At 63.2% G+C, this 14,302-nt stretch carries 11 protein-coding genes and 1 pseudogene; 7 read left to right on the top strand and 5 right to left on the bottom strand.

Annotated features, from left to right (window positions below; genetic code table 11):
- Positions 1 to 58: 58 nt before the first annotated feature.
- The 3 genes from IEW63_RS11835 to tkt are packed head-to-tail and all read right to left on the bottom strand — an operon-like array spanning position 59 to position 4,312.
- Complete coding sequence (locus tag IEW63_RS11835; RefSeq protein WP_188636839.1) at positions 59 to 1,216, bottom strand: phosphoglycerate kinase; 1,158 nt, start codon at positions 1,214 to 1,216, stop codon at positions 59 to 61.
- 34 nt (positions 1,217 to 1,250) lie between these two features.
- Complete coding sequence (gene epd, locus IEW63_RS11830; RefSeq protein ID WP_188636838.1) at positions 1,251 to 2,309, bottom strand: erythrose-4-phosphate dehydrogenase; 1,059 nt, start codon at positions 2,307 to 2,309, stop codon at positions 1,251 to 1,253.
- A gap of 2 nt (positions 2,310 to 2,311) precedes the next feature.
- The gene (gene tkt, locus IEW63_RS11825) at positions 2,312 to 4,312 is read right to left on the bottom strand and encodes a transketolase (RefSeq protein ID WP_188636837.1); all 2,001 of its coding nucleotides are present in this window, start codon (positions 4,310 to 4,312) and stop codon (positions 2,312 to 2,314) included.
- A 232-nt stretch (positions 4,313 to 4,544) separates the two neighbouring features.
- Here tkt and IEW63_RS11820 point away from each other — a divergent pair, with 232 nt between their 5' ends.
- Both IEW63_RS11820 and metK read left to right on the top strand, forming a co-directional pair.
- Positions 4,545 to 5,528 carry an ArsR/SmtB family transcription factor gene (locus IEW63_RS11820; RefSeq protein WP_188636836.1) on the top strand — a complete coding sequence of 328 codons (984 nt, stop codon included), beginning with the start codon at positions 4,545 to 4,547 and terminating at the stop codon, positions 5,526 to 5,528.
- A 4-nt stretch (positions 5,529 to 5,532) separates the two neighbouring features.
- The gene (gene metK / locus IEW63_RS11815; RefSeq protein ID WP_188636835.1) at positions 5,533 to 6,723 is read left to right on the top strand and encodes a methionine adenosyltransferase; all 1,191 of its coding nucleotides are present in this window, start codon (positions 5,533 to 5,535) and stop codon (positions 6,721 to 6,723) included.
- Here metK and IEW63_RS11810 read toward each other — a convergent pair.
- Entirely contained in the window at positions 6,720 to 7,154 is a 435-nt protein-coding gene (locus tag IEW63_RS11810; protein WP_188636834.1) for a c-type cytochrome, read from the bottom strand. The two genes, metK and IEW63_RS11810, sit on opposite strands and share 4 nt — an antisense overlap.
- Before the next feature lie 102 nt (positions 7,155 to 7,256).
- Here IEW63_RS11810 and ahcY point away from each other — a divergent pair, with 102 nt between their 5' ends.
- The 5 genes and pseudogenes from ahcY (at position 7,257) to IEW63_RS11785 (ending at position 12,898) form a co-directional block, all read left to right on the top strand.
- A complete protein-coding gene (gene ahcY, locus IEW63_RS11805; protein ID WP_188636833.1) occupies positions 7,257 to 8,663 on the top strand; it encodes an adenosylhomocysteinase in 1,407 nt (468 codons plus the stop codon).
- Between the two features lie 72 nt (positions 8,664 to 8,735).
- Positions 8,736 to 9,575: a methylenetetrahydrofolate reductase [NAD(P)H] gene (gene metF, locus IEW63_RS11800; RefSeq protein ID WP_188636832.1), complete on the top strand. Its 840-nt coding sequence runs from the start codon at positions 8,736 to 8,738 to the stop codon at positions 9,573 to 9,575.
- A gap of 172 nt (positions 9,576 to 9,747) precedes the next feature.
- Positions 9,748 to 11,052: pseudogene (locus IEW63_RS11795) on the top strand (DEAD/DEAH box helicase); the annotation flags it as partial.
- A 396-nt stretch (positions 11,053 to 11,448) separates the two neighbouring features.
- Entirely contained in the window at positions 11,449 to 12,036 is a 588-nt protein-coding gene (locus IEW63_RS11790) for a DUF3617 family protein (RefSeq protein ID WP_188636831.1), read from the top strand.
- A gap of 61 nt (positions 12,037 to 12,097) precedes the next feature.
- The gene (locus tag IEW63_RS11785) at positions 12,098 to 12,898 is read left to right on the top strand and encodes a universal stress protein (RefSeq protein ID WP_188636830.1); all 801 of its coding nucleotides are present in this window, start codon (positions 12,098 to 12,100) and stop codon (positions 12,896 to 12,898) included.
- 107 nt (positions 12,899 to 13,005) lie between these two features.
- On the opposite strand, the gene IEW63_RS11780 is transcribed toward IEW63_RS11785, so the two are convergent.
- A complete protein-coding gene (locus tag IEW63_RS11780; RefSeq protein WP_188636829.1) occupies positions 13,006 to 14,190 on the bottom strand; it encodes an acyl-CoA dehydrogenase in 1,185 nt (394 codons plus the stop codon).
- Between the last annotated feature and the right edge of the window lie 112 nt (positions 14,191 to 14,302).

Below are 14,302 nucleotides of genomic sequence, written 5' to 3'. Positions count from 1 at the left end.
CTGCCGCAGCAGACCATGTGCTGCAAGTGCCCGGGGTGGCCGGGCACTGCGTTGGCGATCAACTGCGTTGCTGCAGGATCTCTACCGCTGGCAATACCTTGCCTTCGACAAACTCGAGGAAGGCGCCACCGCCAGTGGAAATATAGGAAATGCGCTCGGCGACGCCGTACTTGTCGATCGCCGCCAGGGTGTCGCCGCCACCGGCGATGGAGAAACCTTCGCTGTCGGCAATGGCTTCGGCCAGCACCCGCGTTCCCTCGCCGAACTGGTCGAATTCGAACACCCCGACCGGGCCGTTCCACAGGATGGTACCGGAGGACTTCAGCAGCTCGGCAAAACTGGCCGCGGTCTGCGGGCCGATGTCCAGGATCATGTCGTCATCGGCCACATCGGCCACCCGCTTGACGGTGGCTTCGGCATCCTCGGCGAAGGCCTTGGCCACCACCACATCCACCGGCAGCGGCACGCTGACCTTCTCGGCAATGGCCCGGGCGGTGTCGACCAGCTCGGCTTCGTACAGGGATTTGCCCACCGGCAGGCCGGCAGCGGCAAGGAAGGTGTTGGCGATACCGCCGCCGACGATGAGCTGGTCGCACTTCTCGGACAGGGCGTTGAGCACGTCCAGCTTGGTGGACACCTTGGAGCCGGCAACGATGGCCGCCATGGGCTTGGCCGGCTTGTCCAGCGCGCGGGCCAGGGCGTCCAGCTCGGCGGCCAGCAACGGACCGGCACAGGCCACAGGGGCAAACCTGGCCACGCCATGGGTGGAACCCTGGGCGCGGTGGGCGGTGCCGAAGGCGTCCATGACGAAGACGTCGCAGAGCGCGGCATATTGTTTTGCCAGCTCGTCGGTGTTCTTCTTCTCGCCGTTGTTGAAGCGCACGTTCTCCAGCAGCACCACCTGCCCCGGCTGCACCTCGACGCCATTGAGGTAGTCACGCACCAGCGGTACCTCGCGGCCCAGCGCCTTGCTCAGGTAGTCGGCGACCGGGGCCAGGCTGTTCTCTTCACTGAACACGCCCTCTTCCGGACGGCCAAGATGCGAGCAGACCATCACCGCCGCGCCCTTTTCCAGCGCCAGCCTGATGGTGGGCAGGGAGGCAACAATCCGGGCGTCGCTGGCAACCTGACCGTTCTTCACCGGCACGTTGAGGTCTTCGCGGATCAGGACCCGCTTGCCCTCCAGGTTCAGTTCACCCATGGTCAGTACCGACATCTGCAGCTCCTTGTCAAAATCGAAATAGAAATAATCAGGAATTGGCCGGGTTGTCCTTGCCATCCAGCTTCCGCAGCCAGTACTGCGCCACATCCAGCATGCGGTTGGCAAAGCCCCATTCGTTATCAAACCACACCAGCAGGTTGACCAGCCGCGGGCCGGACATGCCGGTCAGGCTGCCATCGACGATCGCCGAATGCGGGTCATGGTTGAAATCACAACTGGCATGCTGCAACTCGGTATAGCCCAGCAGGCCGAAATACTCAGACTCAGATGCCTTTTCCAGCAGTCGGTTCACTTCTGCCACGCTGGTATCGCGGGTGGTCTGCAGGGTGATGTCCAGTGCCGAGACGTTGACCGTCGGCACCCGCATGGCCTTGGCCTGTACCCGGCCGGCCAGCTCCGGCAGCAACCGCTCGATCCCGCGCGCCAGCCCGGTAGAAACCGGGATGACCGACTGGAAGGCAGAGCGGGTGCGGCGCAGGTCGGCGTGATGATAGGCATCGATGACCGGCTGATCATTCATCGCCGAATGGATGGTGGTGATCGACACCTGCTCCAGACCCAGCTCGCGGTTGAGCAGATTCAGCACCGGCACGCTGGCGTTGGTGGTGCAGGAGGCGTTGGAAATCAGCCGGGCGTCGGTCGGCAGCAGGTCGTGGTTGACCCCGTACACCAGAGTGGCCTCCACCGCCTCGGCATTGGCCATCGGCTGGGAGAACAGCACCCGTGGCGCCCCGGCCTGGACAAACCGTTCGGCATCATCGCGTGTGGTGTACTGCCCCGAGCATTCCAGCAGCAGGTCGATATTCAGCGCCGCCCAGTCGATGTCTTCAGGCTGCGGTGCACAGAGCACCTGGACGCAGTGGCCGTTGATGTGCAGGCAGTCGCCGTCCACCCGCACCTCGCCGGGGAAGCGCCCGTGGGTGGAGTCGAACCGGGTCAGATACTCGACGCTGGCCTGGTCGGCCAGGTCGTTCAGGGCGACGATCTGCATGTGCTCGCCACCGCGCTCATGCAGGGCGCGCAGCACGCACCGCCCGATCCGGCCGTAGCCGTTCAGGGCGATGCGATAGGGTCGGGCGGCGGGCATGCTCACTCGTCTTCGAGCAGCTCTTCAGCCACCAGCAGGATGTTCTCCACGGTGAAGCCGAACTCCTCGAACAGCTGACCGGCCGGGGCCGACTCGCCGTAGGTGTGCATGCCGATGATGCGGCCGTCCAGACCCACGTACTTGTACCAGTAGTCGGCGTGGGCAGCTTCGATGGCGATGCGCGCGCCCACTTCCAGCGGCAGCACCTTCTGGCGGTACTCGGCGTCCTGCTGGTCGAACACGCTGGTACAGGGCAGGGACACCACGCGCACACGGCGGCCCTGCTCGTTCAGCCTCTCCCAGGCCTGCATGGCCAGGCCGACTTCCGAGCCGGTGGCGATCAGGATCAGTTCCGGCTCGCCGGCGCAATCCTTGAGGATGTACCCGCCGCGGGCGATGGCCGCTTCGGTCTCGTTGTCGCGGATATGGCACGGCAGGTTCTGCCGCGAGAAGATCAGCGCGCTGGGGCCGTCCTTGCGCTGCAGCGCGTGCTTCCAGGCCACTGCCGATTCGACGGTATCGGCCGGGCGCCAGGTGTCCAGGTTCGGCGTGGTGCGCAGGCTGGTCAGCTGTTCGACCGGCTGGTGAGTCGGGCCGTCCTCGCCCAGACCGATGGAGTCGTGGGTGAACACGTAGATCACCCGCTGCTTCATCAGCGCCGACATCCGCACCGCGTTGCGCGCGTATTCCATGAACATCAGGAAAGTCGCGCCGTAGGGGATCAGACCGCCGTGCAGGGCCACACCGTTCATGATGGCGGCCATGCCGAACTCGCGCACGCCGTAGTACATGTAGTTGCCGGAGGCATCTTCCTCGACCACCGGCTTGCAGCCGTTCCACAGGGTCAGGTTGGAGCCGGCCAGGTCGGCGGAGCCGCCCAGCAGCTCGGGCAGCAGCGGGCCGAAGAAATTCAGGCAGTTCTGGCTGGCCTTGCGGCTGGCGATGTTCTCGCCCTTCTCGGCCACTTCACGGATGTAGGCGCTGGCCTTCTCTTCGAAGTCCGCCGGCAGGTCACCGGCCATGCGCCGCTTGAACTCGGCGGCCAGCTCCGGGAATTCGGCCTCGTAGGCGGCGAACTTCTCATTCCACTGCTGCTCGGCGCGGGCACCGGCTTCGCGGGCATCCCATTCGGCGTAGATATCAGCGGGAATCTCGAACGGACCGTGGCTCCAGCCCAGCGCCTGGCGGGTCAGCGCGATCTCCTCCTCACCCAGCGCAGCGCCGTGGGAGGACTCCTTGCCCTGCTTGTTGGGCGAACCAAACCCGATGATGGTCTTGCAGCAGATCAGGGTCGGCTTGTCGCTCTTGCGCGCAGTCTCGATGGCGGTCCTGATCTCATCGGCGTCATGGCCGTCGACGTTGCGGATCACCTGCCAGCCGTAGGACTCGAAGCGACGCGGGGTATCGTCGGTGAACCAGCCGTGGACTTCCCCGTCGATGGAAATGCCGTTGTCGTCGTAGAAGGCAGTCAGCTTGTTCAGCCCGAGGGTGCCGGCCAGGGAGCAGACCTCGTGGGAAATCCCCTCCATCATGCAGCCGTCGCCGAGGAACACGTAGGTCTCGTGATCGACAATCTCGTGGCCGGGACGGTTGAACTGGGCGGCCATGATCTTTTCCGCCAGGGCGAAGCCCACAGCGTTGGCAATGCCCTGCCCCAGCGGTCCGGTGGTGGTCTCCACGCCGGGGGTATAGCCCAGCTCGGGGTGCCCCGGGGTCTTGCTGTGCAGCTGGCGGAAGTTCTTCAGATCGTCGATGGACAGGTCGTAGCCGGTCAGGTGCAGCAGCGAGTAGATCAGCATCGAGCCATGGCCGTTGGACAGCACGAAACGGTCACGGTCGGCCCACTGCGGGTTGCTCGGGTTGTGCTTGAGGAAGTCCCTCCAGAGCACTTCGGCGATATCCGCCATGCCCATTGGCGCACCCGGATGACCACTGTTGGCTTTCTGCACGGCATCCATGCTCAGGGCACGAATGGCATTGGCTCGGTCACGACGACTGGGCATGAACAACTCCTGTGATTTGCAAGACTGAGGGCGGAATCGGGCCAGGCCCGACGCGCCGGAAAGTGAAAGGACGGCATTTTCGCCCAAACCGCCGCGCCGGGCAATGAAAACCCGGCCGGCCCTGGCGCGGGACCGCCAATACGTGACGAGCGGGCCACTTGAACGACCGTATATCAAAATATTTTGATATAGCCATTGCAGCCCGCCCCGGCTACCTCTAGAATCCTCCCCCATGACCCACAGCGCCCCACTGCTTCTGGCCACCGACTCCGACACCGCACGCCTGGCAGCCTTTCTCAAGGCCGCCGGTGATCAGCTGCGCCTGGATATCCTGCGGGTGCTGCGCAGCGACTCCTTCGGGGTGCTGGAGCTGTCGCAGATCTTCGACATGCGCCAGTCCGGCATGAGCCACCATCTCAAGGTGCTGGCCAACGCGGGGCTGGTGAGCACGCGGCGCGAGGGCAATTCGATCTTCTATCGCCGCAGCCTGCCGGACACCGGCAGTCAGTGGCACGGGTTGCACGAGCAGTTGCTGGGTGAGCTGGATGCGCTGCCGATGGATGCGCAGCTGACAGCGGCGATTGCCGCCGTGCACGGCCAGCGTGGGGACATCTCCCGGCAGTTCTTCGCCCGCTTTACCGATGGCACACCGGCCCAGCAGGACCTGATTGCCCATTTCGGACTGTATCGCGAGCCGCTGCTGGGGCTGATCGACAGTCTCGAGCTGCCGGACCGGGCGCTGGCAATCGAGGTGGGGCCCGGCGAAGGCGGTTTTCTACCGGACCTGGCCGCCCGCTTCCGGCGCGTGCTGGCACTGGATAACGCACCGGCTATGCTGGAACGGGCGCAGCAGCTGTGCGCCGAGGCCGGGCTGGGCAATGTCGAGTGTCTGCTGGCCGATGCCCTGCAGCCACAGGCGCTGCCGGCGGCGGATTGCCTGGTATGCAATATGGTGCTGCACCACATGCCGGCACCGGCGGAGGCGCTGAAGCGCTTTGCCGATCTGCTGAAACCGGGCGCCAGCCTGGTGCTGACCGAGTTGTGCAGCCACGATCAGAGCTGGGTACGCGATACCTGCGGCGATCTGTGGCTGGGCTTCGAGCAGGATGACCTGGCCCGCTGGGCCGCAGATGCAGGATTAAGAACGGGTGTCAGCCTCTATCTGGGGCTGCGCAACGGATTTCAGATTCAGCTTCAACAATTTTCCAAGGACTAGAACCATGAGCGAATACGCTATCTTCACCTCCGAATCGGTCTCCGAAGGCCATCCGGACAAGCTGGCTGATCAGATTTCCGATGCCGTGCTGGATGCCATCCTCGCTGAAGACAAGCTCGCCCGCGTCGCCTGTGAAACCATGGTGAAGACCGGCGTGGCCATCATCGGCGGCGAGATCACCACCAGCGCCTGGGTTGATCTTGAGGATCTGGTCCGCCAGGTGATCAAGGACGTCGGTTACACCTCTTCGGATGTCGGCTATGACGCCGATACCTGCGGGGTGATCAACATCATCGGCAAGCAGTCCCCGGACATTGCCCAGGGCGTCGACCGGCAGAAACCCGAAGATCAGGGCGCCGGCGACCAGGGCCTGATGTTCGGCTATGCCAGCAACGAGACCGACGTGCTGATGCCCGCCCCCATCACCTTTGCCCACCGTCTGGTGGAACGCCAGGCCGAGGTGCGAAAGAACGGCATGCTCAACTGGCTGCGTCCGGACGCCAAGTCCCAGGTGACCTGCCGTTACGATAACGGCAAGGTGGTGGGTATCGACGCCATCGTGCTGTCGACCCAACACAATCCGGAGATCGAACAGGCGGACCTGCGTGAAGCGGTGATGGAAACCATCATCAAGCACGTGATTCCGGCCGAACTGCTGCATGCCGACACCCAGTACCACATCAACCCGACCGGCAAGTTCGTCATCGGCGGACCGGTGGGCGACTGCGGCCTGACCGGACGCAAGATCATCGTTGATACCTACGGCGGCATGGCCCGCCACGGTGGCGGCGCATTCTCAGGCAAGGATCCGTCCAAGGTCGACCGCAGCGCCGCCTATGCCGGCCGCTATGTGGCGAAGAACATCGTTGCCGCCGGCCTGGCCGAGCGCTGCGAGATCCAGGTCTCCTACGCCATTGGGGTGGCCCAGCCGACCTCGGTATCGATCAACACCTTCGGTACCGGCAAGGTGAGCGATGAGCGGATCGTGCAGCTGGTGCGCGAGCATTTCGACCTGCGTCCGTACGCCATCACCCGCATGCTCGACCTGCTGCATCCGATGTACCGCGCCACAGCAGCCTATGGCCACTTCGGTCGCGATCCTTACGAGATGACGGTCAAGGGCGAAACCTTCACGGCCTTCCCGTGGGAGATGACCGACCGGGCCGACGCCCTGCGGGCTGACGCAGGGCTTTAACGGCGATAGCTGTCGTGGCAGCCCTTGCAGCTCTGCTGCACCGCTGCCATGGGCTGGGCGACCTGCTCGGGAGTCTCAACACCCTCGCGGGTAACGGCCACCAGATCGGCCACCGCAGTGCGGTACTGGTCGATGGCACGCTGGAAATTCTCAGGATGTTTCCAGATCTCCGGGCGGGCCGCGTTGCGCTGTTTGGAATCGCCCGGCTCGGGGAAATGCTCCCACGGCAGCTCGACGGTCTCGGCCAGACCCTCGGCATGGGCAGCAAAGGCTTCGCCATCAAAGGGCAAACGCTCCGCGAGCATGCCACCCATCGGCTCGCTGTGGTGGAGGAACTGCTTGAACGCAGCCTGGCGTTTGCCTTCCGGCGAGTCAGGGTCGGCAGGACCGCCGCCGCAACCGGCCAGAACAAGGCCCAGGGTAGCGGCCAACAGAATTCGGGGATATGGAACTGACAACAGGTTTCTCCCTCGTTGAACACATTGAAAGGGTTATGAAATGACCCGCATAGCTTACATCCAATGGAGAGAATCATGAGCGCAGTCATGCAAGCAGATTTTTCCGACTACAAGGTAGCGGACATCACCCTGGCCGACTGGGGCCGCCGCGAGATCATCATCGCCGAGTCGGAAATGCCGGCACTGATGGCCATGCGCCGCAAGTACAAGGCCGAGCAGCCGCTCAAGGGTGCGCGTATCCTCGGCTGCATCCACATGACCATCCAGACCGCGGTACTGATCGAGACCCTGGTCGAGCTGGGTGCCGAAGTGCGCTGGTCCTCGTGCAACATCTTCTCCACCCAGGACCACGCTGCGGCGGCGATTGCCGCTGCCGGCATCCCGGTGTTCGCCTGGAAGGGCGAGACCGAGGAAGAGTACGAGTGGTGCATCGAGCAGACCATTCTCAAGGATGGCAAGCCGTGGGACGCCAACATGGTACTGGACGACGGCGGCGACCTGACCCTGATCCTGCACGAGAAATTCCCCCAGGTGCTGGAGAACGTCCACGGCGTGACCGAGGAAACCACCACCGGCGTGCACCGCCTGCTCGACATGCTGAAGAAAGGCACGCTCAAGGTACCGGCGATCAACGTCAACGACTCGGTCACCAAGAGCAAGAACGACAACAAGTACGGCTGCCGCCACAGTCTGAACGATGCCATCAAGCGCGCTACCGACCACCTGCTGTCCGGCAAGAAGGCACTGGTCATCGGCTACGGTGACGTGGGCAAGGGTTCGGCCCAGTCCCTGCGTCAGGAAGGCATGGTCGTACGGGTTACCGAGGCCGATCCGATCTGCGCCATGCAGGCCTGCATGGACGGCTTCGAGGTAGTCTCGCCCTACATCAACGGCGTCAACGACGGCACCGAGGCCTGCATCGATCGCGAGCTGCTGGGCAACACCGACCTGATCGTCACCACCACCGGCAACGTCAACGTCTGTGATGCCAACATGCTCAAGGCGCTGAAGAAGCGCGCCGTGGTCTGCAACATCGGCCACTTCGACAACGAGATCGATACCGCCTTCATGCGCCAGAACTGGCACTGGGAAGAGGTCAAGCCGCAGGTGCACAAGATCCACCGCACCGGCAAGGACAACTTCGATCCGGCCAACGATGATTACCTGATCCTCCTGGCCGAGGGCCGCCTGGTCAACCTGGGTAATGCCACCGGCCACCCCAGCCGCATCATGGATGGCTCCTTCGCCAACCAGGTGCTGGCTCAGATCCACCTGTTCAGGCAGGGCTACGCGAATCTGGACGCTGCGGCCAAGGCCGAGCTGCTGCGCGTGGAGGTGCTGCCCAAGGAGCTGGACGAGGAAGTGGCGCTGGAAATGGTCAAGGGCTTCGGCGGCGTGATTACCCGCATGACCCAACAGCAGGCCGACTACATCGGCGTACCGGTCAACGGCCCGTTCAAGCCCGACACCTATCGCTACTGAGGACGCACCCACATGGCCGGGATGGAACCCGGCCCTCCATTGGCCCGCGCCTTCTGGATACAGAGACAGAATATGAACAGCAACAACAGGATTCCCGTCAGCTTCGAGTTCTTCCCGACCAAGACCGAAGCCGGCCATGAAAAACTGATCGCTGCGGCCCATGTACTGGCCGAGCAGAAACCCGAGTTCTTCTCGGTCACCTACGGTGCCGGCGGCTCGACCCGCGATCGCACCCTCAATACCGTGCTGCAGCTGGATCAGCAGGTTAAGATCCCCACTGCACCGCATCTGTCCTGCGTCGGCGACAGCAAGGAAGAGCTGCGCAAGCTGCTCGACCAATACCGCGAAGCCGGCATCAGACGCATCGTCGCCCTGCGCGGCGATCTGCCCTCGGGCATGGGGCGCGCCTCCGGCGAGCTGCGCTATGCCAACGAGCTGGTGGAGTTCATCCGCGAGGAGACCGGTGATCATTTCATCATCGAGGTGGCTGCCTATCCGGAAGCCCACCCGCAGGCGCGCAACTTCGAGGAAGACCTGCAGAACTTCGTGCGCAAGGCCAAGGCCGGTGCGGACAGCGCCATCACCCAGCTGTTCTTCAATGCCGACTGTTATTTCCACTTCGTCGACCGGGTACGCAAGGCGGGGGTGGATATTCCGATCGTGCCGGGCATCATGCCGATCACCAACTACAGCGGTCTGGCGCGCTTTGCCGATTCCTGCGGTGCGGAAATTCCCCGCTGGATCCGCAAGCAGCTGGAGTCCTATGGTGACGACACGGCGAGCATCACCGCCTTCGGTACAGAGGTCGTCAGCGACATGTGCCGGCGACTGATAGACGGCGGCGCGCCGAGCCTGCATTTCTATACAATGAACCAGGCTGAATCCAGCCTGGCCATCCTGCGCAACCTGTAACAGCGCAGGCGATGGCGGCTGAAAAAGGCGTAGCGCCAGTGCGCTGCGCCCGCCCGCCGCAGCATTTTTCTCCGCGGTGAGTGACGTTTTCTGTTAGACTCGCCGCTCTCATCTTCATTTCGGCCGGACGGACAGCCCCTGTTCGCAAACGGCCATCACAGGGTTTATCTGAATGTCCTTTGCTTCTCTCGGCCTGTCCGACGCGCTTGTGCGTGCCGTGGCTGCCACCGGCTATACCACTCCTACCCCCGTCCAGCTGCAGGCCATTCCTGCGGTACTCGAGGGCCGCGACCTGATGGTTGCCGCCCAGACCGGCACCGGCAAGACCGCCGGCTTTTCCCTGCCGATCCTCGAACTGCTGTTCCCGAACGGCAAGCGCCCGGCTGACTACAAGCGGGTACCAAAGAAGGTCCGAGCGCTGGTGCTGACTCCGACCCGCGAGCTGGCCGCGCAGGTCCATGACAACATCCGCTCCTATGCTACCGAGCTGCAGCTGCACAGTGCCTGCATCTTCGGCGGCGTCGGCGCCAACCCGCAGATCAAGGCTCTGGCCCCCGGGCTCGACATCCTCGTCGCCTGCCCCGGCCGGCTGCTGGATCTGGTCGGCCAGCGTGCGGTGGACCTCTCCGCCGTTGAATATTTCGTCCTCGATGAAGCCGACCGCATGCTCGACATGGGCTTCATCCACGACGTGAAGAAGGTCATCGCCAGGCTGCCAGCCAAGCGTCAGAACCTGCTGTTCTCCGCGACCTTCTCGGCCGAGATCACCGAGCTGACCAATCGTCTGCTGCACAACCCGGCGCGCATCCAGGTCACCCCGCTGAATACCACCGTGGAGCGCATCGAGCAGCGCGTCTATCGCGTTCAGGCCGGTCACAAGCGGGCACTGGTCGCTCACCTGATCACCATGGGTGCCTGGGAACAGGTGCTGGTGTTCACCCGTACCAAGCATGGCGCCAACCGTCTGGCCGAGTATCTGGAAAAGAACGGCCTGCCTGCCGCTGCCATCCACGGCAATAAGAGTCAGAGCGCACGCACCAAGGCGCTGGCCGACTTCAAGGCGAACAGGATCCGGGTACTGGTTGCTACCGATATCGCCGCCCGCGGGCTGGATATCGACCAGCTGCCGCATGTGGTCAACTTCGAGCTGCCCAACGTGGCGGAAGACTATGTGCACCGTATCGGCCGTACCGGTCGCGCCGGTCGCAGCGGTGAGGCGGTATCGCTGGTCAGCCCCGACGAAGAGAAGCTGCTCAAGGCCATCGAACGTCTGACCCGGCAGAAGTTCGAGGAAGGTGATCTGCAGGGATTCGTGCCGCCGGCGCAGGCCGAGCTGAACAGCGATCGCCCGGAGCGTCCGCGCAGCAACACCGGTGGACGCGGCCGCAATCAGCGTCCGGCCGCTGCGGCGCCCCGCAGCCAGGGCCGCAATGACAAGCCCCGCAGCAACAGCGGCGGCAAGCCCCGCCGCCCGCAGCAGACGATGCCGGGCATCGCCGTACCGGAGGACGCAGTCGCCCGTGAGCGTCGCCTGCAAGCCATGGGTAACCGTGCGATACCGGAAACAGCTCCGGCCGCCGCGCCAAAGCGCCAGCGACCCCGTCGCGAAAAGCCCGCGCTGTTGAGCAACTGATTCACCCGGGCTCCGGCGATCGCCGGAGCCCATCCTTCTCTTCCCGCCTCCCTCTCTCCAGCTTCCTCAGTCCAGTTCCGAGCGGAAAAATCGTCGCGCCGGCACCCGATGGCCAGATAGTAGCCCGTAGCCGTCATACGAAATAATGTCAAAAGAAAATCGTGCACATTCGGGTTAACCAGCTATAGTCAGTATTCAAATATAAAAGTTCCCCAACTCACACAACAGGAGGATTCGGAGATGAAAAGCGCCTTTTCCATTTTCGCGCTTGTCACCATCATCAGTCTGCCTGTGCAAGCCCACCATCTGCAGCCTGTTCCCGAGGCGGGACTTTGGCGGAGCGAGAACAGGATACTCAACGGTTACAACGACCCACACAGGGTGACGGGCGATCTTCAGCCTGCAGAATTGACCAACGCCGACTACCAGGCGCTGATGAACTCAGCGGTCATCAAGACAGTTCCCGAAGTCACCATGGAATGCATGTCTGTCGCTCAGGCTGCCGGTCTCGGCCGTCTGGACAGCATGCAACGCATCATTCAGCGCAAGCTGCCGGATTGCCAGTTCGACCTGAAACAGACTGACCGCTCGACCCTGCGTATTCTCGGCCGCTGCGATAACAGTCAGGGGGCCACCGGAGAACTGCACGGGCTGGTGCAGATCATCAGCACCCGTGAAATCCACGCGTCCTTCATGGTGGAAGATCGGCTGCGCCCCGCCGGTGGCCTGCCGTTGAAACCCAATGCGAATCGCCAGCGCCATGAGATACACCGCTGGACTTCATCCGATTGCGGGCTGGCTCCAGCGCATGAACGGATTACCTTCTGAATTAGCTCATTCATGAGCGTCGGCTAGACTGGTAACCAGATCATAAAAGAAGGGCCAGTCCATGCTGAAACACTGCATTCTTGGTTTCGACTATTCGGAAAGCTGGGATAAGACCCTTGATCGCCTGCCGCCGATACTCGGACTGGCAGGCGTTGAGCGGCTGACGCTGGTGCACGCGGTAGATGCCACCCGCCGGGTCAACATAGAGGACAGCGAGGCCGTAGCGGCCGGGCATCTGGAAAAGCTCTCAGGCCGGCTGTCCGCGGAGCTGGGTATCCCCACCGGGTTCGAGGTGCGCCGGGGCTTCGCCGCCACCGAGCTCCACGAGGTGGCACGCCGGCTCAAGGCCGATGGCCTGATCGTGCTGAACCAGAGCCACTCGGCGGGGCGGGCACTGTTTTACGGCAACACAACCCTCAACCTGGCTCGCCTGACCCGGCTGCCACTGCTCATCATTCCCGCAGACGCCGCAGCTATCGAGCCTGAGGGCCTGATCATGCTCGCCACCGATGGCTCGCGCCCGGCGCAGGTGGCGCAGCGGGCGTTCGAACATTTCATCACCCCGGGTCGCCCCGGCCTGGTGCTCTGGGTCGAGACCGATGAATATGACAACAGGGCAGTGATTGATGAGCAGGTGTCCGCCCTCGTCAGCCGCCACGAACAGCTAGCGGTGCGGCATACAAAGGGCTCGGCGGTAAGGGAGATCGTCAAGACGGCCGCCGACGAGCAGGCGTCACTGCTGATCATCGGCAAGCGCGGCACCACGCCGATCCAGGACCTGATGATCGGCAGTACTGCCGAAGGTGTCGCACGGGAAAGTCGCCAGCCCGTGCTGCTGATCCCGGTCAACAGCGAACTGTAACGTAGAAGGCCCCGCTATCGGGGCCTTCGCATATCACGCCTCTGTGCAGCTCCGAGGGGGCAAATTACCTTGCAGGAGCCTCGGCTTCGGGGCGATTACTGCTGTAGTCAGAAAAACGCCTGCAACCCTGTCTGCGCCCGGCCCAGAATCAGCGCATGCACGTCATGGGTCCCTTCATAGGTGTTGACCACCTCCAGATTGACCACATGCCGGATCACGCCGTATTCATCGGAAATGCCATTGCCGCCCAGCATGTCGCGGGCCATCCGGGCGATATCGAGCGCCTTGCCGCAGGAGTTGCGCTTCATGATAGAGGTGATTTCCACCGCGGCGGTGCCCTCATCCTTCATCCGGCCGAGGCGCAGACAACCCTGCAGCGCCATGGTGATCTCGGTCTGCATGTCTGCCAGCTTCTTCTGGATCAACTGGGTCTGAGCCAGCGGGCGGCCGAACTGCAGACGATCCAGGGTGTACTGCCGGGCGGTGTGCCAGCAGAACTCGGCGGCGCCCAGTGCGCCCCAGGAGATGCCATAGCGGGCGGAGTTCAGGCAGGTGAAGGGGCCGCGCAGACCGGTCACACCCGGCATCAGGTTCTCTTCCGGAACGAATACATCCTCCATCACGATCTCGCCGGTGATCGAGGTACGCAGCCCGACCTTGCCCTTGATCGCCGGTGCGCTCAGGCCTTTCCAGCCCTTTTCGAGAATGAAGCCGCGGATCACGCCGTCCTCGGTCTTGGCCCAGACCACGAATACATCCGCGATAGGGCTGTTGGTGATCCACATCTTGGCGCCCTTGAGCAGGTAGCCACCCTCGACCTTCTTCGCCCGGGTCTCCATCGAGCCGGGATCGGAGCCGTGGTTCGGCTCGGTCAGCCCGAAGCAGCCGATGTATTCGCCGCTGGCCAGTTTCGGCAGGTATTTCTGCTTCTGCTCCGCGGAGCCAAATTCATTGATCGGCACCATCACCAGCGAAGACTGCACGCTCATCATCGAACGGTAGCCGGAGTCGACACGCTCCACTTCCCGGGCTATCAGGCCGTAGCAGACATAGTTCAGACCACTGCCACCGTACTCCGTGGGGATGGTCGCACCCAGCAGGCCCAGCTCGCCCATTTCGCGAAAGATATCGGCATCGGTCTGCTCATGGCGAAAGGACTCCAGCACCCGTGGCATCAGCTTGTCCTGGCAGTACTGCGCTGCCGAGTTGCGCACCATGCGCTCTTCTTCGGTGAGCTGTTGATCCAGCAACAGCGGATCCATCCAGTTGAAACTTGCTTTGGTATTAGCCATGGGTTCTCCGATCAATATTCGCATTCGAGCCTGGAGCGGCCCCTTCAGACCTGACACAGCCTAGTCTGCCCGACCTGTCGAGGCAAACGCGTTTTTTTCAGCCATCTGTGCT

The sequence above is a fragment of the Halopseudomonas pertucinogena genome, from assembly GCF_014646575.1.
In the GTDB taxonomy this organism is placed as follows: domain Bacteria; phylum Pseudomonadota; class Gammaproteobacteria; order Pseudomonadales; family Pseudomonadaceae; genus Halopseudomonas; species Halopseudomonas pertucinogena.
The sequence above is the reverse complement of the archived record's forward strand: the minus strand, read 5'-3'. Positions and strand labels throughout refer to the sequence as shown.

Coding starts and splice junctions, on each gene's coding strand:
- IEW63_RS11820 (WP_188636836.1), top strand. CDS start 4,545: ATGACCCACAGCGCCCCACTGCTTCTGGCCACCGACTCCGACACCGCA.
- ahcY (WP_188636833.1), top strand. CDS start 7,257: ATGAGCGCAGTCATGCAAGCAGATTTTTCCGACTACAAGGTAGCGGAC.
- IEW63_RS11785 (WP_188636830.1), top strand. CDS start 12,098: ATGCTGAAACACTGCATTCTTGGTTTCGACTATTCGGAAAGCTGGGAT.
- IEW63_RS11790 (WP_188636831.1), top strand. CDS start 11,449: ATGAAAAGCGCCTTTTCCATTTTCGCGCTTGTCACCATCATCAGTCTG.
- metK (WP_188636835.1), top strand. CDS start 5,533: ATGAGCGAATACGCTATCTTCACCTCCGAATCGGTCTCCGAAGGCCAT.
- metF (WP_188636832.1), top strand. CDS start 8,736: ATGAACAGCAACAACAGGATTCCCGTCAGCTTCGAGTTCTTCCCGACC.
- IEW63_RS11780 (WP_188636829.1), bottom strand. CDS start 14,190: ATGGCTAATACCAAAGCAAGTTTCAACTGGATGGATCCGCTGTTGCTG.
- IEW63_RS11835 (WP_188636839.1), bottom strand. CDS start 1,216: ATGTCGGTACTGACCATGGGTGAACTGAACCTGGAGGGCAAGCGGGTC.
- tkt (WP_188636837.1), bottom strand. CDS start 4,312: ATGCCCAGTCGTCGTGACCGAGCCAATGCCATTCGTGCCCTGAGCATG.
- epd (WP_188636838.1), bottom strand. CDS start 2,309: ATGCCCGCCGCCCGACCCTATCGCATCGCCCTGAACGGCTACGGCCGG.